Below are 20,647 nucleotides of genomic sequence, written 5' to 3' on the forward strand. Positions count from 1 at the left end.
AGTGTCCGTATTCGGGTCAGAGGGCAGCGATCAGTCACTGGGCAGGCCGCGTGCCTGCAGGTTATCGACCAATCGCTGGCGCAGGTGTTGCAGCTCCACCAGGGCTAGGCCATGGCGGTGGGCGGCGCGGCAGGCGTAGCCGAGCAGGTAATGCAGCTCGGTGCGGCGGCCATGGCGCACGTCTTGATACATGGAAGAATAATTGGCTGCAGTCGCCAGAATCACCCGCTGCACTTCTTCGTTCAGGCCCTCGGCCGCTTGCGGCTGGCCGCAGCAGTGCAGCAGTTGCGCCAGCTCGGCGCACAGCGCATCCACCTCACTCAAGTGTTCGAGCAGGCCACCGTTCTGGCAGTCGTGCAGTACGGTCAGCGGGTTGATCGCGCAGTTCAGGGCCAGCTTGCGCCACAGCCGGCTGAGAATGTCCACCGTCCACTGGGCGGGGATGCCGGCCTCCTCGAGGTCACTGAACCACTCGGCCGGGGCGGGGTTGAGCGGGTCGCCCAACCAGTTGAAGCCATGCCCGGCAAACTGCACCTGCCAGTCCGCCGGACGAAACGCGCCTTCGGTACTGGAGGCAAAGATACAGCGCGCATGGGGCACCTGATCAGCCACCTCGTCCTGGCTGCCAAGGCCGTTCTGTAACAGAATCAGCTCTGCGCCCACAGCCAGGCGCGGGGCCAGCCTGGCCAGGGCAGGGGCGGCATCGTAGGCTTTACAGGCCACCAGCAAGCGATGAATCGGCGCGTGCGCTTCATCGGCTTCGGCGGGGATGGCAAAAAAGCTGCTGTGCGCTTGCTCGATCAAGGTCAGGCCGCCGACGGCCTGGTACGCCGCCAGGCGCTGCGGGTCGCGCAAGATCAAACGGACCGCCTTGCCTGCGCGGGCCAGCCGGCAGGCCCAGAGGCTGCCCAGGCTGCCGGCGCCGAGAATATGCCAGGTGCTGCTCATCTACGTTTCGCAACCCGTTATAATGTGTCCCGCATTTTAACCATCAAACCCTGCGCGCTCCATCTTCACGCTGAGCGCGGCGCTTTCATATTGGAGAACAACCATGCCTTCGTTCGACGTGGTATCGGAACTGGACAAGCACGAAGTGCAGAACGCAGTCGACAACGCCATCAAGGAGCTGGACCGCCGCTACGACCTCAAAGGTAAGGGTAGCTTCGAATTCAAGGAAAAGGACCAGACCGTGCTGATGACCGCCGAGGCCGAGTTCCAGCTCGAGGCGATGGTCGAGATCCTGCGCAGCGCATTGGTCAAGCGCAAGATCGAAGTGAAGTGCCTGGAGGTCAAGGACGCCTATGCCTCGGGCAAGGAAATGAAACAGGAAGCGACCTTCCGCGAAGGCATCGACAAGGAGCTGGCGAAGAAGATCGTCGCCCACATCAAAGACGCCAAGCTCAAGGTCCAGGCCGCCATCCAGGGTGAGCAGGTACGCGTCACCGGCAAGAAGCGTGACGACCTGCAAGAAGCGATCGCCGCACTGCGCGCCAAGGAATTCGACATGCCGCTGCAGTTCAACAACTTCCGCGATTGACCTGGCTGCAGGAACCCCATTGCCACATTGAGGTCCATGGGGCTCCTCGCCGCGGCCTGTCTGCGGCCTGCTTCACTGTGTACATGCCGTTTGGCATCAGGAGAAAGTTATGGATTTGACCAATGAGGTCGATCAACTGGTTCGCCAATCGCAAACCTGGCTGCCATTGATCATGCAATACAGCAGCCGTCTGCTGCTGGCGCTGCTGACCCTGGCGGTTGGCTGGTGGATTACCAACAAGCTCAGCGCCCGCCTGGGCAAGCTGGTTGGGCTGCGCAACGCCGATCTGGCCTTGCAGGGCTTCATCAGTACCTTGGCAAATATCATCCTCAAGATCTTGCTGCTGGTCAGCGTCGCTTCGATGATCGGCATCGAAACAACCTCGTTCGTCGCGGCCATTGGTGCTGCCGGCCTGGCCATTGGCCTGGCGTTGCAGGGTAGCCTGGCCAACTTCGCCGGTGGTGTGCTGATCTTGCTGTTCCGCCCGTTCCGCATCGGCGACTGGATCGAGGCGCAAGGCGTCAGCGGTACTGTCGACAGCATCCAGATCTTCCACACAGTGCTGCGCACCGGTGACAACAAGACCGTGATCATGCCGAACGGCAGCTTGTCCAATGGCATCATTACCAACACCAACCGTCAGCCGACGCGCAAGGTGGTGTTCGATGTGGGCGTTGATTACGAAGCTGACCTGCAGAAGGCGCGCAATGTGCTGCTGGAGCTGGCCAACGACCCGCGCGTGCTGCCGGACCCGGCGCCGCAGGCGGTGATCTCTACCCTGGGCGACAGCTCGATCACGGTATCCCTGCGTCTGTGGACGAAAACGGCCGACTACTGGGACGTGATGTTCATGCTCAACGAGCGCACTCGCGACCGGCTCAAGGCAGAAGGGATCGATATCCCGTTCCCGCAACGGGTGATCCGCGTGGTGCAGGAGACTGCCGCGCAGTAAACCGCGTTCGCTGTAACTGCGCGGGCTTGTTCCGCGGGTGTACCCGCCGCAACGATGTTGCTGGCGCTGGGCATTCGCGGGCAAGCCCGCGTTTTGTTTTGTCCCTAATTACACTTGTTCACAGCCAGAACGTGCCATTTCTGGCATATAACCTGACCCCTTTCGTATCCACTGATGTCTGCCATGAAACCACTGCTGTATATCACCCCGGCCCGTGCCTTGCTGTTTGGTCTGACCCTGGCCTTGTTCGAGCTGCTCACCTACCTGGCCAGCGATGCGGTCATGCCGGCCATGCCGGATGTGGTCACCGAGATGAACGCCAGTCCGGAATTTATCCCGCACGCGCTGAACCTGTACCTGCTGGGTGGGGTGGTCCTGCAATGGCTGATCGGTCCGCTGGCCGACCGCTATGGCCGGCGGCCCTTGCTGCTCGCTGGCTGCGTGATCTTTGGTGTAGCCTGCCTGGCGACCTTCTGGGTGCAGGACATCGGCCTGTTCAACCTGCTGCGGCTGTTGCAGGGGATCGGCCTGGGCTTTGTCGTCACCGTCAGCTACCCGGCCTTGAACGAGGCTTTCAGCGAGGCCGATGCCGTACGCATGATGGCCTTGCTGGCCAATATCGCCTTGCTTTCGCCCTTGCTCGGGCCGCTGGTGGGCACGTTGATGCTGCAGTGGCTGGACTGGCGCTGGTTGTTCGTGGCTTTTGCCGTGGGTGCGCTGCTGACCCTCGGGCTGCTGTATCGCTTCATGCCGGAAACCCTCGGCGTCGAGCGCCGCGACGGTAGCCGCCTGCCGTTCACGCCGATTCACCTGCTGCCGCTGTTGTCTGGTTATGTCCAGTTGCTGAGCAATCGTCGCTTCGTCGCCGGCAGCGCTGCGCTGGGCCTGGTCGGCTTGCCGCTGATCGGTTGGATCGGCCTGTCGCCGGTGCTGCTGATTCACGACGAGGGGCTGAGCAAGATGGCCTATGCCTTGTGGCAACTGCCGGTGTTCGGTGGTTTGATCGCGGGCAACCTGATCATCAACAGCATCGCTGAGCGCTACCCATTGCCTGCGCTGGTGCGCGGCGCACTGTGGCCGTATCTGGCGGGGTTGGGCCTGATGATGCTGGCTACGTGGCTGTGGCCGTCAGTTACCAGCGTGGTTGCGGGCATGACCCTGTATGCGCTGGGGCTGGGCGTGGCCAATGCTGTGCTGTACCGCATGACCTTGTTCGCCAGCGAGCAGAGCAAGGGCCTGGTTTCAGCCATGCTCGGCATGATCACCATTGCCGTATTGGGTCTGGGTGGCGCGCTGCTGGCGATGATTGGCGCTGGCGCCAGCTTGCTGCACTTCGCCGTCCTCGCCGGCATAGCCGGGGCGCTGGCGCTGGTGCCGCTGTGGTTTGTGGTGGGTGGCAAGGGCGCTGGCGCGACCGTCGCGCAGTGAAGCGAGCGCCGCTGTGCCGGTGCAGGCGACAGCGGCGCAACGCTTTGTCAGGGCTGGTCCGGGGTAGGGCCAGGCACCGGCTCCAACTTGCCGCGCCGTGCCTCCTGGCGCCACTGCAGGAGGATCAGGATCAACGTAGGCACGCCCAGCAGCGCGGTAATCAGGAAGAAGTCGTGGTAGCCAAACTTCTCCACGATTACACCTGAGTAACCCCCGATCAGCCGCGGCAACAGCAGCATGATCGAGCTCAGCAGGGCGTATTGGGTGGCCGAGAACTTCAGGTTGGTCAGGCTCGACAGGTAGGCAACGAACGCCGAAGTGGCCATCCCGGAACTGAAGTTGTCCAGCGAGATGGTGACCACCAGCATCTCCACGTTCGGTCCCATGTCGGCCAGCATCAGGAACAGGATGTTGGTGCTGGCCGAGGCGACGCCGCCGATGAACAGGATCGGCATGATGCCGAAACGCACGATCAGCAAACCGCCGGCGCCGGCGCCAAGCAGGGTCATGATCAGGCCGAAGATCTTGCTGACGCTGGCGATCTGGTCCTTGGTGAAGCCCATGTCGATGTAGAACACGTTGGCCATCACGCCCATGACCGTATCGGACATGCGATAGGTAGCGATCAGCCCGAGCAGCAGCAACGCCTGCCAGCGATAGCGGGCGATGAAGTCGTTTACCGGCGTCAGCACCGGCGCCAGGCCACGGCGGCCGAGCGATGACAGGCAGGCCCAGGTCAACAGTGCGTAGAGGACCAGGCGCATGAAGGCGCGGTCCTCCAGCACCAGTTGCACCACGGTCGAGTCGCCAAACACCACGCTGGCCCAGTCGGTGTTGTACAGCTGGGTGAAGCTGGCCGGCACCGACACCAGCAGAATGATCAGCACGAACACTGACGCCAACTGATGGCTCAAGCCATAGCGAGCAGCCGACAGCTGCGTGCGCAGCGGCACTGGCGGTTCGCGCATGATCAGCGTGGTGAACACGGCCGGTAGCATGATCACGCCGAACAGCACATAGGTGCCGGTCCAGGCCTGGTGCAGATAACTGAAGCCAGTGGAGCCGAACCATTCAGCGAAGAACAGCGCGCCGGCCGTGGCCAGCAGGGCGGCAACCCGGTAGCCGGCCATGTAGCTGGCGGCAAGCGCAGCCTGGCGCTGGTCATCGGCGATTTCCAGGCGGTAGGCGTCGACGGCGATGTCCTGGGTTGCCGAGGCGAAGGCCACCAGCACCGCCAGGGCGATCAGCCAGGACAGGTGTTTTTGCGGATCGCACAGGCCCATGCCGACCAAGCCGATGACCACCAGTACTTGCGACAACAGCAGCCAGGAGCGACGTCGGCCAAGCCCGCCGAGCAGCGGCAGGCGCCATTGGTCGAGCAGTGGCGACCAGACCCACTTGAAGGCATAGGCCAGGCCGATCAGGCTGGCATAGCCAATTGTCTCGCGGGCCACACCGGCCTCGCGCAGCCACACTGAAAGGGTTGAGAACACCAGCATGTAGGGCAGGCCGGCAGCGAAGCCCAGCAGCAACAGCACCAGAGTTGACGGGCTGGCATAGGCAGCGAGCGCAGCGCGCCAGGTTTTACGGGGCATGGGCCAACATCTGCCTCAAGGTTACGAAAACAAAGCGCGCACTCTAACCGCTGTGCTCCATCGGGCGCCAGCCATGGCGCAACATATCCACACGATTATTGGCTACATTGACGCCTTCGGCGCGTAGCCGAGCGCGTTGTTCGTCGCCTGAAGGTGTGCCCGGCTGCAGGCTCAGTCGACCACTCGCGCCGATCACTCTGTGCCAGGGCAGGCGGCTGCCCTGCGGCAGTTGGCCCAGCGTGCGCCCGACCCAGCGCGCGGCTCGGCCAAGGCCAGCCAAATCCGCCAACTGGCCATAACTGACGACCTTACCCTCGGGCACTTGGCCGAGGGCGGTATAGAGCGCCGTTCGTCGGGCTTCGGCATCCTCTGCCGAAAGGCGTGCAGCGCCAGACATCAGGCGCAGCCCGGCGATCGGCGAGATTGCCGGCGAAGTGGCTTATAGATGAGAGTTGAACTCATTGGCATCGGTTTGGTCTGTCCTTGCTCTGGTCGCGCGTATCTGGATAATGCCCGGCTTTTTTCCGCAAACCGAGCCCGTAGTCAGCTTATGTATTCTAGAACCTTGCTCTGCCTTCTCGCCGCTTCCCTGTGTACCCCAGCGTTCGCCGACACCGTCTGGATGAAGAACGGTGACAAGCTCAGTGGCAAGATCAAAGTCTTCGATGGCGGCAAGCTGCTGCTGGAAACGCCCTATGGTGGCTCCATCGCGCTGGACTGGAAACAGGTACAGACCCTCGAAAGCGATCAGGAGCTGCTGGTCAAACAGGATGCCTACACCGGCGAAAAAGCCAAGTCGCTGCAGGCAGCCGAGCCGGGCAAGGTGACCCTGGCCAATGGCGAGGCGCCGAAAACCGTCGAGCTGGCCAGCATCGAGCAGATCATGAAGCCGCGGCCAGTAGTTGAGGATCTGGTCTGGAAAGGTAACGTCGACCTGGCCATGGACTTCAAGCGCGCCGAAAACGACACCGACGATTACGATGTCGGTTTCAAGACCTCGGCGCGTCATGGCCGCTGGCGGCACAATGCCCAGGGCGAATACAACCGCGAGAGCAAGGACGACGTCACCACCACCAACAACTGGAGTGGTGAATACGCGCTTGACCGCTTCATCACCGACAAGTGGTTTTGGCAGGGGCGTCTCGAATACAAGCGTGATCATATTGAAGACCTGGCCCGCCAGCGCACGGTCGGTACCGGCCCGGGCTACCAGTTCTGGGACGACGAGTTGGGGGCGTTCTCGCTCGGCTCGCTGCTCAACCGCACCGACTATCAGTACCGCGATGGCGGCAAGGACAATTTCTACTCGGCTGCCATGAAGTGGGATTACACCCGCTACCTGATCGGCAAGAACGTCCAGCTGTTCACCAATGGTGAACTGGGCAAACCGCTGGGTGGGGTTGCCGATTACTCGCTGGATGCCGAAGTCGGCCTGCGCTACAAGGTCACCGAGTGGGCCTCGCTCAATCTCAAGGCCGAGAAGGAAATGATCCAGGGCACCAGCAACAGTGACCTGGACAAGACCCGCTACACAGCGGGCTTTGGCGTCGCCTGGTAAAACCGCTCTGTTGCACTTCTGGCGTGGCGGTCACGGCTGATAAATGCTTATCTTGTCAGCTGACCCGCCTGCCGCCAGGAGCATCTGTTGTGAGTAACGTCGTTACCAACACCGCCCTTCGTCCCGCCCGCGAACTCCTGCTCAAGGAATACCGCGGCGTCCTCTCGACCCATTCCAAGTCGATGCCCGGCTTCCCGTTCGGCTCCGTTGTGCCGTACTGCTTGGATGCCGAGGGTCAGCCGCTGATCCTGATCAGCCGCATCGCCCAGCACACCCACAATCTGCAGAAAGACCCCAAGTGTTCGTTGCTGGTGGGCGAGCGCGAGGCGCTCGATGTGCAGGCAGTCGGCCGGCTGACGGTGATGGCTGAGGCGCACAAGCTGATCGACGGCGAAGCCATCGAAGCGGCGGCGGCTCGCTACTATCGCTACTTCCCGGACGCCGCCAATTACCACAAGGCCCATGACTTCGACTTCTGGTGCCTGCGGCCGGTACGCCATCGCTACATTGGCGGTTTTGGTGCGATTCACTGGCTCGATCAGGTGACGATGGCCAACCCGTTTGCCGGCGCCGCCGAGGCCAGCATGGTCGAACACATGAACAGCGACCACGCAGCGGCCATCGCTCACTATGTCGCCCTGAGCGATCTGCCAGATACGCCTGCCGCTGAATTGGCAGGTATCGACAGCGAAGGGCTGCATCTGCGCATTGGTCAGGCTATCTATTGGCTCCCATTCCCGAAGACTTGCAATACGCCGACACAAGTGCGCGAGGCCTTGGTATTACTGGCCCGCGCCGACAAATGGCCGGCTGTGGATGAAACTCAGGGTTGAAATAGCGACCTTGCGCATCCATCTGTTGTCCTAGTGGAAGGTTGTCTTCCGTCGAGGAACCCTTGATGCGTGTTTTTTTATTGTTGTTGCTGCTGTTTCCGGTGCTTGAGCTGTTCGTGTTCGTCAAAGTCAGCGCTGCGATCGGTTTCTTTCCGGCGTTGCTGCTGATTATCGGCGGCTCCGCGTTGGGCTTGCTGGTGATGCGGGTGGCCGGTATCGCCACCGCACTGCGTGCCCGTGAGAGTCTGCAGCGAGGCGAGTTGCCCGCTGAAGACATGTTCCAGGGCCTGATGCTGGCAGTGGCAGGCGTGCTGTTGCTGATTCCGGGCTTCATCAGTGACGTGCTCGGCCTGATCTGCCTGATGCCGTTCACCCGTCATTTTGCCGCGCGCAAGTTGCGTCAGCGGGCCGAGGCGCAGGCAATGCGGCAGCGTGCATTCCAGGATGATCCATTCGCAGCACGGCCGCCCGAAGGTGGCCACCGGCCAAACGTGATCGAAGGCGAGTACCAGCGTCGCGATCAGTAACCGTGTGCAGTTTGTGTGCAAAGCGGCCCCGTGAGGGGCCGTTTGCATTTGCGCGGGTAGCTGTTGAAAAAAATTTCACAGGTAAGCCCTTGTAATCGTTTCGCTCGGCCTCATCTATGTGGTCACCGCAAGGTTTCTGGTGGCAACGCCAGACAAGACAAAGGGGTTCGCCGAATGCGGGCCCCTACCGGCAACGCCGGAATGCATCAACCCGCCGGTCTCGACACCGGCCGATGAAAACCACTAATTGGGAGAGATCGACAATGAAGCTTCGTCCTCTGCATGACCGCGTCGTAATCCGCCGCAGCGAAGAAGAATCGAAAACCGCTGGCGGTATCGTTCTGCCAGGTTCGGCCGCTGAAAAACCAAACCGCGGTGAAATCGTTGCCGTCGGTACCGGTCGCATCCTGGACAACGGCGAAGTTCGCGCGCTGGCCGTGAAAGTGGGTGACAAAGTGGTCTTCGGCCCGTACTCGGGCAGCAACACCGTGAAAGTCGATGGCGAAGATCTGCTGGTGATGGCTGAGAACGAGATTCTCGCTGTCGTCGAAGGCTGATTTCCCGACTTCCCGTTACTCCAAAGTATTTCAAGGATTAAACGATCATGGCTGCTAAAGACGTAAAATTCGGCGATTCCGCCCGCAAGAAAATGCTCGTTGGTGTCAACGTTCTGGCTGACGCTGTCAAAGCCACCCTCGGCCCGAAAGGCCGTAACGTTGTCCTGGCCAAGAGCTTCGGCGCGCCAACCATCACCAAAGACGGTGTATCGGTTGCCAAAGAAATCGAACTGAAAGACGCTTTCGAAAACATGGGCGCTCAGCTGGTCAAGGAAGTTGCTTCCAAGGCCAACGACGCTGCCGGTGACGGCACCACCACTGCGACCGTTCTGGCTCAAGCCATCGTCAACGAAGGCCTGAAAGCCGTCGCTGCCGGCATGAACCCGATGGACCTGAAGCGCGGCATCGACAAGGCCACCATCGCCGTCGTTGCCGAACTGAAGAACCTGTCCAAGCCTTGCTCCGATTCCAAGGCCATCGCTCAGGTCGGTACCATCTCTGCCAACTCCGACAGCTCCATCGGTGAAATCATCGCCGAAGCCATGGAAAAAGTCGGTAAAGAAGGCGTCATCACCGTTGAAGAAGGCTCGGGCCTGGAAAACGAACTGTCGGTTGTCGAAGGCATGCAGTTCGACCGTGGCTACCTGTCGCCGTACTTCGTCAACAAGCCGGACACCATGGTCGCCGAGCTCGACGGCCCACTGCTGCTGCTGGTCGACAAGAAGATCTCCAACATCCGTGAGCTGCTGCCAGTTCTGGAAGCCGTTGCCAAGGCCGGCCGTCCACTGCTGATCGTTGCTGAAGACGTTGAAGGCGAAGCCCTGGCTACCCTGGTAGTCAACAACATGCGCGGCATCGTCAAGGTTGCAGCGGTCAAGGCACCAGGCTTCGGCGACCGTCGCAAAGCCATGCTGCAGGACATCGCTGTCCTGACTGGCGGTACCGTCATCTCCGAAGAGATCGGCCTGTCGCTGGAATCGGCTACCCTGGAAAACCTGGGTAACGCCAAGCGCGTCATCCTGTCGAAAGAAAACACCACCATCATCGATGGCGCTGGTGTTGAAGACGACATTCAGGCTCGCGTTAAGCAAATCCGCGCTCAAATCGAAGAGACTTCGTCCGACTACGATCGTGAAAAACTGCAAGAGCGTCTGGCCAAGCTGGCTGGCGGTGTTGCCGTGATCAAGGTCGGTGCTGGCACCGAAGTTGAAATGAAAGAGAAGAAAGCCCGCGTTGAAGACGCCCTGCACGCTACCCGTGCAGCCGTTGAAGAAGGCGTGGTACCTGGCGGTGGTGTTGCTCTGGTCCGTGCCCTGAGCGCTATCATCGACCTCAAAGGCGACAACGAAGACCAGAACGTCGGTATCGCTCTGCTGCGCCGTGCGGTTGAATCGCCACTGCGTCAGATCGTTGCCAACGCCGGTGACGAGCCAAGCGTCGTGGCCGACAAGGTCAAGCAGGGTTCGGGCAACTACGGTTACAACGCCGCTTCCGGTGAATACGGCGACATGATCGAAATGGGTATCCTCGACCCAGCTAAAGTCACCCGTTCGGCACTGCAAGCTGCTGCTTCGATCGGTGGTCTGATGATCACTACCGAAGCGATGATTGCTGATGCTCCGGAAGACAAGCCAGCTGGCGGTGGTATGCCAGACATGGGCGGCATGGGTGGCATGGGCGGCATGATGTAAGCCTGCCTTAGCGCCTGCTGTACCAAAAAGCCCCGCCTAGTGCGGGGCTTTTTTGTGGGTACTTAGAACGGCACCGGACTGTAGGAGCGGCCTTGTGTCGCGAAAGGGTCGCGTAGCGGCCCCAGATTCCCAGCTTCGCCGCTGAAATTGCCGGGCCAGCTCTGCTGGCCTTTCGCGACACAAGGCCGCTCCTACACAGAGCGCGTTTGCCTGGAGAGGCTTGGACGGTAGAGCACCAGGTAGTAACACGCCAAGCCAATCAACCAGCAGAACACCGCTGTCCAGGCATTGTGTGAAAAGAAATGCGCGCCCTGCAGCATCCGCCCAAGCGACAGCACGCTGCCGAGGGTAAACACCAGCAGCAAAGCGCCTCGGGCCAACCGCGGTCGGCGATCACGCAATGCAAAAAACAACGCAAACAGGCTAAAACCGGTCGCCGCATGGCCTCCGGGCCAGCAGCGTCCGGGTTTGTCGGTTTGCGGCCTGGCTTCGAGCAATTTGCTGTAGGTCTGCTCACCGCCAAACTGGCTAAGGCTCCACGGGCACTGTACCGCCGTGGCAACCTTGAGCGGGGTGACAAAACTGGTCGACAGGGCCAGCGACAGTACCAGGCAGCCCAGCTCTCTGCGCCAGGCAAACAGCCGCTGCCAGAACAGGCTGGCAAAAAACGCCAGCACCGCCACCAGCGCCAAGCCAATGACCACCTGCTTGACCCCATCATGGAGGATGTTTTCCAGGACATAGCTGTGGCGACCGATGAACTGCCCGGCGCCCGGATCAAAGGCGAGGGCGGCCAGGGACATATCCAGTGATGTCGATTCGAGCAGCAGCAGTGCGAGTGCGCAGCCCAAGGGGATCCCCAGGTATAACCACAGATTCAGCGGACGCGGGCGGACGGCGGGGGGCATGGTGACTCCAGGCGCAGAAAAAGGCGGCGATTGTCTGCCTGGGGCTATATTTGCGCTGTGAAGTTTTGGTGAAAAATATGTCAGCAGCAGTCATCAGCCGGCAAGGCTGGCGCCGCGCCAGCGATGTCCGTAAGCTGCGCCTGCCGCGCACTGCGAAAGCGCCGCACAGGAGAAACCGATGCGCATTCTTTTGGTTGAAGACAACCGCGATATCCTCGCCAACCTGGCTGACTATCTGGGTATGAAAGGCTACACGGTCGATTGCGCCCAGGACGGTCTGTCCGGTTTGCACCTGGCCGCAACTGAGCACTATGACCTGATTGTGCTCGACATCATGCTGCCCGGCATCGATGGCTACACCCTGTGCAAGCGCCTGCGCGAAGATGCCCGGCGCGATACCCCGGTGATAATGCTCACGGCTCGCGATCAGCTCGATGATCGTCTGCAGGGCTTTCGCTCGGGCGCCGACGACTACCTGCTCAAGCCGTTCGCGCTGTCGGAGCTGGCGGCGCGTATCGAAGCAGTGCTGCGCCGCGCGCAGGGCGGTGGCCGGCGTACGCTGCAGGTGGCAGACCTCAGTTACGACCTCGACACCCTTGAGGTCACCCGCGAGGGCAAGCTGCTCAAACTCAACCCGGTCGGCCTCAAGCTGCTCGCGGTACTGATGCAGAAGAGCCCCCACGTACTGCGCCGGGAAGTTCTCGAAGAAGCCCTGTGGGGCGATGACTGTCCTGATAGTGACAGCCTGCGCAGCCATGTGCACCAGTTGCGCCAAGTGATCGATAAACCGTTCGAAAAGCCCCTGCTGCACACCGTGCATGGCGTTGGCTACCGCCTCGCCGAGGGTCGCGATGGAGTTTAAGCAAAGCCTCGCCCAGCGCATCATCATCGCCTTTGCCTTGATGAGTGCATTAGTCGCAGGCGCCTTCGCCTTCGGCATCGTGGCGACGGTCCATCTGGTCGAGGAGCGGCTGATTTCAACCGTGCTCGGCGGTGACCTGCAGCGCCTGCTGCGCATGGACAGCGTCAGTGACTGGAGCCATCGACCACGGCCCGACCAGCTGTTCTATTTCAGCGGCGGGCGCGATGACTTCGAGCTACCCAAGGACCTGCATCACCTCGAACCTGGCTTTCATGAAGTATTTCGCGATCAGCTTTCCTACCATGCGATGGTCGAGGTTGTAGACGGCCGCCGTTATGTACTGCTGCAGGACCAGAGCGATTTCGAAGAGCGCGAGCGACTGCTGTTTGCAGTGGTGGTGGTAGGTTTTGTGCTCAGCCTGGTACTGGCAGTATTCCTCGGCTGGCTGCTGGCGCGCCGAGTGATGGCGCCGGTCATCCGCCTGGCACGGCAGGTGCGCCATCGTGACCAGTTGCTGGGCCTGGCCCCGCCGCTGGCGCCGGACTATGCCGCCGATGAGGTAGGGCAGCTGGCAGTGGCGTTCGACGATACCCTTGGCCGTCTGCGCGATGCCCTCAACCGCGAGCGGCTGTTCACCAGTGACGTCAGTCATGAATTGCGCACGCCATTGATGGTCCTGGCGACCTCCTGTGAACTGCTGATCGAGAACCCGAGCCTGGACACCCGTTCGCGGGCCCAAGTGGAACGCATCGCCCGCGCCACCGAAGAGATGCAGGAGCTGGTCAAGACTTTCCTCATGCTCGCCCGGGCGCAGCATGACGAGGGCGCCGTGGCCTCGCGGGCCAGCCTGCGCGAAGTCGGCGATGACTTGATCGGTGTCTGGCGCGACACTATCGAGCAAAAGGGCCTGACCCTGCACTACGACGGGCGTGCCAACGCCAGCCCGGTCTTGTACAACGCTACCTTCCTGCAATCAGTGATGGGTAACCTGTTGCGCAACGCAGCGCACTACACCGATTCTGGTTACATCCGCTTGACGCTCGACGCCCAGGGTTTCAGCGTCGAGGATAGCGGTGTGGGCATCCCCGAAGAACAGCGCGAAGAAATGTTCAAGCCGTTCGTGCGCGGCGGTGAACGTCGTGGCGAAGGCCTGGGCTTGGGCCTGTCGCTGGTGCAGCGTATTTGTGACGACCAGGGCTGGCAGGTGACGCTGACGGCGACGGCGCCACATGGCTGCCGCTTCCAGGTCGATCTTAGCCCCGGTGGTGTAGATACGCCGCCCGACGACATCGCCTGATATCGGTAATCGCTTGTAATGATGTAGGAAAAGGCTTACAAGTTTTTCACATCTGCATCACCTGAGCCCGACGCGCGTCTTTCTAAATTGCGCGCATCAGCTCAGGAGATGCCCGATGCGCAGCCCGATAAAACTCGAGTTTTCCGAAAAGTACGACCAACAACACGCGCAGGATTACCTTTACAAGCACCAGAACGGTTTTGCCCGGCGGCTGTCCCATCTGCGCGACGAGCAGTTGGCTCGGCGTGCGCTGACACTGGCTGGCGACCCTGGTCTGGTGCTGGATCTGCCGAGCGGGGCAGGGCGCTTCTGGCCATTGCTGGCCGAAAAAGCCAATCGGGTGATCATCGGTGCAGACAACTCCAAGGCGATGATCGAGACAGCCTGTGCCGCGCAACCGCCAGCCGTAGTGGCGCGGGTACGGCCCTTGCAGACTTCTGCTTTCGCCATTGATCTGCCGGACAACGCAGTAGACAGCATTTTCTGCATGCGGCTGTTTCACCACATCGGTGAAGCCAGCCATCGGCGCACGATTCTCTCGGAATTTCATCGGGTTAGTCGCGACAGCGTGATCGTTTCGTTGTGGGTGGATGGCAACTTCAAGGCTTGGCGGCGCAAAAAGCTGGAAAAGCGCCGCAACAACATAGCCGACAAGGACAGTTACCAGAATCGTTTCGTGTTACCTGCTGACACAGTTGAGCAGGAGTTTCTTGCGGCCGGCTTTCGTATCCAGGAGCGCCTGGATTTCCTGCCGCTCTACGCCATGTGGCGGGTCTACGTGTTACGCAAGGGGTAGAGAATATGGTGGTGACTCAGGGCCGTGAATCGCAATTCGATTTCTACTGGCAGCAGCAGGGCGAGTGGGTCGAGGAGCCCAATCAGCGCCGCGGTGGCGAAAGCGGAGTGCAGCGTCTGAACGACGCCAGCGGCCAACTGCTGTATGCCAAGCGCCAGATCGGCCATACCTACCGCAGCCTGCTGCACCCGTTTGGCCGGCCGACAGTGCTGCGTGAGCTGGATGCGCTGCACAGCTTCGAGCAGCTTGGCGTGCGCGTGCCACGTATCGTCTACTGCGGTGCACAGCGCGATGGCGAGCACCAATGGCGGGCATTGCTGGTCAGCGAAGCGCTGGATGGTTTTGTCGACATGGAGACCTGGTACGCCAACGGCGCTCGCCAAGCGTATCCAGCAGTCCTCCACGAACGCATGCTCAAGGACCTGGCCGAGAACCTCGCGCGCATGCACCACGGCCATTGGCAGCACGGTTGCCTGTATGGCAAGCATGTATTCATCAAGGTCAATGGCGAAGGCGAGCAGGCCACCGCCGAAGTCGCCTTGCTTGACCTGGAAAAGTGCCGCCGACGGATCAGTCGTCAGCGCGCAGCACTCAACGACCTCGGTCAGCTACGGCGCCATTCGTCACTCAACGATACTGAATGGCAAACATTGCTCTACTTTTATCAGACGGCGTTTGGCAGCGCAGTCAAAGGTTTAGGGTAATGAAACTAGAAATCGCTCGAACTTTGTTCCTGGTGTCGTCGCTGGTAGTGACCACGGTTGCGTTCGCCGCTTGGGAGCAGCCGCGGCCTACGGTTTTCAGCAAATCGGATCTACTCAGCCAATGCCCGCCACCGCGCAATGTGAAAGCCCAGGTCACGGTACAGCCGGATCAGGACTTGTTGCTGCTGTTGTTTGGCCTGCGCCAGGGCGTGCGACCGTTCGGTTGAAACATACTGCGGTGTTGGTGATGTAACTGTCGTGCAGGGGAAAGGCGCACACGGGGGAGGGGTGATACGGTCTTGCTTCGAGCCCGGTCCGTCCGTGTGCCTATCCCTAACGTCAGGACGAAGCACTCACTATGGAAATCCGCCTGCTGCACGGCGCCGCTATCGCACCCTTTATCGCAGAGCTTGGGCAATTACGCCTGGAGGTGTTGCGAGAGTACCCCTTTCTGTATGACGGGACCGCAGAAGAAGACGCTGACTATCTGGCAGACCTTACCCGTTCCGAGCGCAGCTTGTTGGTACTCGCTCAAGCGCATGGGCAGGTAGTGGGTGCATCCATTGGCCTGCCTCTGGCCGATGCGGCGCAAGCGCTACAGGAGCCATTTGTGACGCGCGGCCAGGATCCGGCCAAAATCTTCTACTTCGCTCAATCGTTGGTGTTGCCGGCCTATCGCGGACAAGGCCTGGGTGTGCGGTTTTTTATCGAGCGCGAGTCCTACGCCCATAAGCTGGCCGATTTCGATTTCTGCGCGTTCTGCAGCGTGGAGCGGCCGGGCGTTCATCCATTGCGGCCCGCCGACTACCGACCGTTGCATGGCTTCTGGCGCAACCGCGGCTTTTTGCGAGATCCGTCATTGCGCTCAGGCTGCGTCTGGCGTGACCTGGATGAGCAGCAGACGAGTGAAAAGATCATGGCGTTCTGGCTCAAGGCATTGTTGAAGTGAAGTGTTTCTATGAGGCTCTGTAGAGCGTCAGCAATACCTTCGGCAACCCAGGCTGCGCCAAGGCCTGACATGTGAAAACAAAACGCCCGGCAAATGCCGGGCGTTTTATTGACGCAGTGAAGGTTACTTCACTTCAACCGCCAGGCTCTGGGCAATCTTGCTCTGCCACAACGCAGGCCCAGTGATATGCACTGACTCACCATTGCTGTCGACCGCAACGGTAACCGGCATGTCTTTGACCTCGAACTCGTAGATCGCTTCCATGCCCAGTTCGGCAAAGGCCAGCACTTTCGATTTACGAATCGCCTGAGCGACCAGGTAGGCAGCGCCACCCACGGCCATCAGGTACACCGCCTTGTTGTCCTTGATCGCTTCGATCGCAGTCGGGCCGCGCTCGGATTTGCCGATCATCCCCAACAGGCCGGTCTGCTCGAGAATCTGCCGGGTGAACTTGTCCATCCGCGTGGCGGTGGTCGGGCCGGCCGGGCCGACCACTTCGTCACCGACCGGATCGACCGGGCCGACGTAGTAGATGAAGCGGCCTTTCAGATCGACCGGCAGCTCTTCACCGCGGTTGAGCATCTCGACCATGCGCTTGTGCGCGGCGTCGCGGCCGGTGAGCATCTTGCCGTTGAGCAGGATGGTTTCGCCTGGCTGCCAGCTGGCGACTTCTTCCGGGGTGATCTCGTCGAGGTTGACGCGGCGCGCGCTCGGGCCGGCTTCCCAGACGATTTCCGGGTAGGCGTCCAGCGACGGCGCTTCAAGCTCTGCAGGACCGGAGCCGTCAAGCACGAAGTGGGCGTGACGGGTAGCCGCGCAGTTGGGGATCATGCACACCGGCAGCGAAGCGGCGTGGGTCGGGTAGTCCATGATCTTGACGTCGAGCACGGTGGTCAGACCGCCCAGGCCCTGGGCGCCGATGCCCAGCTGGTTGACCTTGTCGAACAGCTCCAGGCGGATCTCTTCGATGCGGTTCTGCGGGCCACGGGCCTTGAGCTCATGGATGTCGATGGATTCCATCAACACTTCCTTGGCCATGACCGCAGCTTTTTCGGCAGTACCGCCGATGCCGATGCCGAGCATGCCAGGCGGGCACCAGCCAGCGCCCATCGTCGGCACGGTCTTGAGCACCCAGTCGACGATCGAATCGGACGGGTTGAGCATGGCCATCTTCGACTTGTTCTCGGAGCCGCCGCCCTTGGCTGCGACGTCGACTTCCAGCTTGTCGCCTGGCACTACCGAGTAGTGGATGACGGCTGGGGTGTTGTCCTTGGTGTTCTTGCGCGCCCCGGCCGGGTCGGCCAGGATCGAAGCCCGCAGGACGTTCTCCGGCAGGTTATAGGCGCGGCGCACGCCCTCGTTGATCATGTCGTCGACGCTCATGGTGGCGCCATCCCAGCGCACGTCCATACCCACGCGCACGAACACGGTGACAATACCGGTGTCCTGGCAGATCGGGCGGTGGCCTGTGGCACACATGCGCGAGTTGATCAGGATCTGCGCGATCGAGTCACGGGCAGCCGGCGATTCTTCACGCAGGTAGGCTTCGTGCATCGCCTGGATGAAGTCAACGGGGTGGTAGTACGAAATGAATTGCAGGGCATCGGCGACGCTCTGAATCAGGTCGTCTTGCTTGATCACGGTCATGCAGCGCGCTCCTCTTGAAGACGGGAACATCGGTAAAAGGCTTTTCGACCACCAGCGTGGCGAAACGCCTGGCAACGCGGCGGCAGGTCAGGCCGACGCAAAAAAGGCGCGGCAGTATAGCGCGCATACCGGTGCGACACACCACCGCATGCGCGGGACCAAGGTCTGAAGCGGGTTGGCAGTGATGTTGCGTGTGTTCTGTACAATACCCGTATAACCCCGGAGGCCTCTGAACCATGCCCGATGTCTACGTAGGCGCGCAGCGAATCAGCGTGCCTGCCGCCAGCAATTTGCTCGATGCCCTCAATGGCGCAGGCTTCAACGTGCCCTATAGTTGCCGCGCCGGCAGTTGCCATGCATGCATGGTGCGGTGTCTTGACGGCCAGCCTGATGACCTGAAACCAGAGGCTCTGAGCCCGGCCCAGCGCGAGCAGGGCTGGCGGTTGGCCTGTCAGTGCCAGGTCACGGGCGACTTGCGCCTGGCGTTGTTCGACCCACTGCATGATGGCTTGCCGGCGCAAGTGTGCCAGCTTGACTGGTTTGCCGATGTGCTGCGCCTGCGCTTGCGCCCGCAGCGGCTGTTGCGCTATCAGGCCGGGCAGCACCTGTTGCTGTGGGCCGGGGAGGTGGCGCGCCCGTATTCACTGGCCAGCCTGCCGGGCGAGGATGACTTTCTCGAGTTTCATATCGACTGCCGACGCCCGGGCGCATTTTGTGACCGTGCACGTGCGTTGCGGGTTGGTGATGAGCTGAGGCTTGGCGAGTTGCGCGGTGGCGCATTGCATTACGACCCGGACTGGCAGCACAAGCCGCTCTGGCTATTGGCTGCAGGCACTGGTCTGGCGCCGCTGATAGGGATATTGCGCGAGGCGTTGCGCGCAGGACACAACGGTGAGATCAAGCTGCTACAGGTGGCTCATGCAGAGGAGGGGCATTACCTGAAAGACACAGTGATTGCCCTGGCCCAACTGCACACTGAAGTGAGCGTGGAGTGGGTGCTTGAGGATCGAGTGCAGGAGGCGTTGGCTGGGTTGCGTCTGGCGTCGCGGCAGACGGTGGCGCTGGTGTGCGGTGCGCCGGCCAGCGTCGAGCGGTTCGCACGACGCTTGTTCATCGCCGGCTTGCCGCGTAATCAGCTGTATGCCGATGTGTTTTTGTAGGAGCGGCCTTGTGTCGCGAGAGGCGCGCGGAGCGGGCCCACATTTTCAGCTTCGCCGCCGATATTGCCGGGCCAGCTTTGCTGGCCTCTCGCGACACAAGGCCGCCCCTACAGGGAGCGGCGTGTTGGCGGGGTTCAGCCGACCAGCGGATCACCGACGTGCAGGATCTTCATGCCATTGGTGCCACCGATGGTGTGGTAGCTGTCGCCTTTGGTCAGGATCACCCAGTCGCCTTGCTCAACCAAACCGCGCTGCAGCAGCTCGTCGACGGCCGCCTGGCTGACCTTGTCGGCCGGCAGCGAGGCCGGGTCGAACGCGATCGGGTAGACGCCACGGAACATCGAGGCACGTGCCTGGGTCGCGCGGTGCGGAGACAGCGCGTAGATCGGCACATGCGAGCGCAGGCGCGACATGATCAGCGGGGTGTAGCCACTTTCGGTGAGGGCGATGATCGCCTTGACGCCGGGGAAGTGGTTGGCGGTGTACATCGCCGCCAGGGCGATGCTCTCGTCGCAACGCTCGAAGGTGGTGTGCAGACGGTGGCTAGAGCGCTGGTTGGTCGGGTGCTTTTCAGCGCCCTGACAAATCCGCGCCATGGCCTGTACGGCTTCGATCGGATAAGCACCGGCAGCACTTTCAGCCGACAGCATCACCGCATCGGTGTTATCCAGCACGGCGTTGGCCACGTCGGAAACTTCGGCGCGGGTCGGCATCGGGTTCTGGATCATCGACTCCATCATCTGGGTCGCGACGATCACCGCTTTGTTGTTGCGGCGGGCGTGCTGGATGATCTTCTTCTGGATACCGATCAGCTCGGCATCGCCGATTTCCACGCCGAGGTCGCCACGGGCAACCATCACGGCGTCGGAGGCAGCAATCAGGGCGTCGAGGGTTTCGTCGTCGGCAACCGCTTCGGCGCGTTCGATCTTGGCCACCAGCCAGGCGCTGCCGCCGGACTCGTCACGCAGTTTGCGTGCGTATTCCATGTCCTTGGCATCACGCGGGAAGGACACGGCCAGGTAGTCCAGGTCCATCTCGGCAGCCAGCTTGATGTCGGCCTTGTCTTTCTCGGTCAGGGCCGGTGCGGTCAGACCGCCACCTTTGCGGTTGATACCTTTGTGGTCAGACAGCGGGCCGCCAACCAACACCACACAGTGCAGGGAGTCGGCGGTAGCGGTCTCGACGCGCATGACCACACGGCCATCGTCGAGCAGCAGCTCGTCGTTCACGCCGCAATCCTTGACCAGGTCGGGGTAGTCGATGCCGACGATATCCTGGTTGCCTTCGGTCAGCGGGTGCACGGTGGAGAAGGTGAACTTGTCACCGATCTTCAATTCAATGCGCTTGTTGCTGAACTTGGCGATGCGGATCTTCGGACCCTGCAGGTCGCCCAGCAGTGCGACGTGACGGCCGTTCTTGGCGGCGATCTCACGGATCAGGCGGGCGCGAGCCTTGTGCTCGTCCGGCGTGCCGTGGGAGAAGTTCAGGCGGGCAACGTCGAGGCCGGCAAGGATCAGTTGTTCGATCACTTCTGGCGAGTTGCTGGCAGGGCCAAGGGTGGCAACGATTTTGGTACGGCGGATGGTCATGCATAGACTCCTGTAGTGAAGCGCAGCGAGAGGCTACTCCTCAATTGCGCTGTAGTC

At 61.3% G+C, this 20,647-nt stretch carries 21 protein-coding genes; 15 read left to right on the forward strand and 6 right to left on the reverse strand.

Annotated features, from left to right (window positions below; translation table 11 throughout):
- Nucleotides 1–30: 30 nt before the first annotated feature.
- The gene (locus M2396_RS16165) at nucleotides 31–948 is read right to left on the reverse strand and encodes a putative 2-dehydropantoate 2-reductase (protein ID WP_259075960.1); all 918 of its coding nucleotides are present in this window, start codon (nucleotides 946–948) and stop codon (nucleotides 31–33) included.
- Between the two features lie 103 nt (nucleotides 949–1,051).
- Here M2396_RS16165 and M2396_RS16170 point away from each other — a divergent pair, with 103 nt between their 5' ends.
- The 3 genes from M2396_RS16170 (at nucleotide 1,052) to M2396_RS16180 (ending at nucleotide 3,917) form a co-directional block, all read left to right on the forward strand.
- Nucleotides 1,052–1,537: a YajQ family cyclic di-GMP-binding protein gene (locus M2396_RS16170; protein WP_101321976.1), complete on the forward strand. Its 486-nt coding sequence runs from the start codon at nucleotides 1,052–1,054 to the stop codon at nucleotides 1,535–1,537.
- A gap of 109 nt (nucleotides 1,538–1,646) precedes the next feature.
- A complete protein-coding gene (locus M2396_RS16175; RefSeq protein ID WP_150570627.1) occupies nucleotides 1,647–2,489 on the forward strand; it encodes a mechanosensitive ion channel family protein in 843 nt (280 codons plus the stop codon).
- Nucleotides 2,490–2,672: 183 nt separating this feature from the next.
- A complete protein-coding gene (locus tag M2396_RS16180) occupies nucleotides 2,673–3,917 on the forward strand; it encodes an MFS transporter (RefSeq protein WP_150570626.1) in 1,245 nt (414 codons plus the stop codon).
- Nucleotides 3,918–3,964: 47 nt separating this feature from the next.
- Here the strand turns inward: M2396_RS16180 and M2396_RS16185 are convergent, their stop codons facing one another.
- Together M2396_RS16185 and M2396_RS16190 are read right to left on the reverse strand one after the other, a co-directional pair.
- Nucleotides 3,965–5,512, reverse strand: coding sequence for an AmpG family muropeptide MFS transporter (locus tag M2396_RS16185; RefSeq protein WP_259075964.1), 1,548 nt, complete (start codon nucleotides 5,510–5,512; stop codon nucleotides 3,965–3,967).
- Between the two features lie 43 nt (nucleotides 5,513–5,555).
- Complete coding sequence (locus M2396_RS16190; RefSeq protein ID WP_101321972.1) at nucleotides 5,556–5,909, reverse strand: MGMT family protein; 354 nt, start codon at nucleotides 5,907–5,909, stop codon at nucleotides 5,556–5,558.
- A 153-nt stretch (nucleotides 5,910–6,062) separates the two neighbouring features.
- On the opposite strand from M2396_RS16190, the gene M2396_RS16195 reads away from it, so the two are divergent.
- From M2396_RS16195 to groL, 5 genes are all read left to right on the forward strand, one after another.
- The gene (locus M2396_RS16195; protein ID WP_150570625.1) at nucleotides 6,063–7,070 is read left to right on the forward strand and encodes a DUF481 domain-containing protein; all 1,008 of its coding nucleotides are present in this window, start codon (nucleotides 6,063–6,065) and stop codon (nucleotides 7,068–7,070) included.
- Between the two features lie 89 nt (nucleotides 7,071–7,159).
- Nucleotides 7,160–7,903 (forward strand): HugZ family protein, encoded by a 744-nt coding sequence (locus tag M2396_RS16200; RefSeq protein WP_259075966.1) that lies wholly within the window; start codon nucleotides 7,160–7,162, stop codon nucleotides 7,901–7,903.
- A gap of 65 nt (nucleotides 7,904–7,968) precedes the next feature.
- The gene (locus tag M2396_RS16205) at nucleotides 7,969–8,430 is read left to right on the forward strand and encodes an FxsA family protein (RefSeq protein ID WP_101321969.1); all 462 of its coding nucleotides are present in this window, start codon (nucleotides 7,969–7,971) and stop codon (nucleotides 8,428–8,430) included.
- 263 nt (nucleotides 8,431–8,693) lie between these two features.
- Nucleotides 8,694–8,987: a co-chaperone GroES gene (locus M2396_RS16210; RefSeq protein WP_053280666.1), complete on the forward strand. Its 294-nt coding sequence runs from the start codon at nucleotides 8,694–8,696 to the stop codon at nucleotides 8,985–8,987.
- Nucleotides 8,988–9,034: 47 nt separating this feature from the next.
- Nucleotides 9,035–10,678: a chaperonin GroEL gene (gene groL / locus M2396_RS16215; protein WP_101321968.1), complete on the forward strand. Its 1,644-nt coding sequence runs from the start codon at nucleotides 9,035–9,037 to the stop codon at nucleotides 10,676–10,678.
- Between the two features lie 191 nt (nucleotides 10,679–10,869).
- On the opposite strand, the gene M2396_RS16220 is transcribed toward groL, so the two are convergent.
- A complete protein-coding gene (locus M2396_RS16220; protein ID WP_259075972.1) occupies nucleotides 10,870–11,586 on the reverse strand; it encodes a phosphatase PAP2 family protein in 717 nt (238 codons plus the stop codon).
- 178 nt (nucleotides 11,587–11,764) lie between these two features.
- Here M2396_RS16220 and colR point away from each other — a divergent pair, with 178 nt between their 5' ends.
- The 6 genes from colR to M2396_RS16250 all read left to right on the forward strand — a co-directional run bounded on the left by colR (nucleotide 11,765) and on the right by M2396_RS16250 (nucleotide 16,194).
- Nucleotides 11,765–12,448, forward strand: a complete 684-nt coding sequence (gene colR / locus M2396_RS16225) for a two-component system response regulator ColR (RefSeq protein WP_101321966.1) — start codon at nucleotides 11,765–11,767, stop codon at nucleotides 12,446–12,448.
- The gene (locus tag M2396_RS16230) at nucleotides 12,438–13,745 is read left to right on the forward strand and encodes a HAMP domain-containing sensor histidine kinase (RefSeq protein ID WP_101321965.1); all 1,308 of its coding nucleotides are present in this window, start codon (nucleotides 12,438–12,440) and stop codon (nucleotides 13,743–13,745) included. The genes colR and M2396_RS16230 overlap by 11 nt, the downstream gene beginning before the upstream one ends.
- 115 nt (nucleotides 13,746–13,860) lie before the next feature.
- Complete coding sequence (locus M2396_RS16235) at nucleotides 13,861–14,541, forward strand: class I SAM-dependent methyltransferase (protein ID WP_220632497.1); 681 nt, start codon at nucleotides 13,861–13,863, stop codon at nucleotides 14,539–14,541.
- Nucleotides 14,542–14,546: 5 nt separating this feature from the next.
- Nucleotides 14,547–15,245, forward strand: a complete 699-nt coding sequence (locus M2396_RS16240) for a lipopolysaccharide kinase InaA family protein (RefSeq protein ID WP_259075975.1) — start codon at nucleotides 14,547–14,549, stop codon at nucleotides 15,243–15,245.
- Nucleotides 15,245–15,472 (forward strand): hypothetical protein, encoded by a 228-nt coding sequence (locus tag M2396_RS16245; protein WP_101321962.1) that lies wholly within the window; start codon nucleotides 15,245–15,247, stop codon nucleotides 15,470–15,472. Before M2396_RS16240 ends, M2396_RS16245 begins: the two co-directional genes overlap by 1 nt.
- Before the next feature lie 131 nt (nucleotides 15,473–15,603).
- A complete protein-coding gene (locus M2396_RS16250; RefSeq protein WP_150570620.1) occupies nucleotides 15,604–16,194 on the forward strand; it encodes a GNAT family acetyltransferase in 591 nt (196 codons plus the stop codon).
- A 123-nt stretch (nucleotides 16,195–16,317) separates the two neighbouring features.
- On the opposite strand, the gene M2396_RS16255 is transcribed toward M2396_RS16250, so the two are convergent.
- Nucleotides 16,318–17,841, reverse strand: a complete 1,524-nt coding sequence (locus M2396_RS16255; protein ID WP_220632496.1) for a fumarate hydratase — start codon at nucleotides 17,839–17,841, stop codon at nucleotides 16,318–16,320.
- A 236-nt stretch (nucleotides 17,842–18,077) separates the two neighbouring features.
- Here M2396_RS16255 and M2396_RS16260 point away from each other — a divergent pair, with 236 nt between their 5' ends.
- A complete protein-coding gene (locus M2396_RS16260) occupies nucleotides 18,078–19,001 on the forward strand; it encodes an iron-sulfur-binding ferredoxin reductase (protein WP_259075979.1) in 924 nt (307 codons plus the stop codon).
- A 134-nt stretch (nucleotides 19,002–19,135) separates the two neighbouring features.
- Here the strand turns inward: M2396_RS16260 and pyk are convergent, their stop codons facing one another.
- Nucleotides 19,136–20,590: a pyruvate kinase gene (gene pyk / locus M2396_RS16265; RefSeq protein ID WP_101321958.1), complete on the reverse strand. Its 1,455-nt coding sequence runs from the start codon at nucleotides 20,588–20,590 to the stop codon at nucleotides 19,136–19,138.
- Between the last annotated feature and the right edge of the window lie 57 nt (nucleotides 20,591–20,647).

This window comes from Pseudomonas sp. BIGb0278 (assembly GCF_024809895.1).
In the GTDB taxonomy this organism is placed as follows: domain Bacteria; phylum Pseudomonadota; class Gammaproteobacteria; order Pseudomonadales; family Pseudomonadaceae; genus Aquipseudomonas; species Aquipseudomonas shirazensis.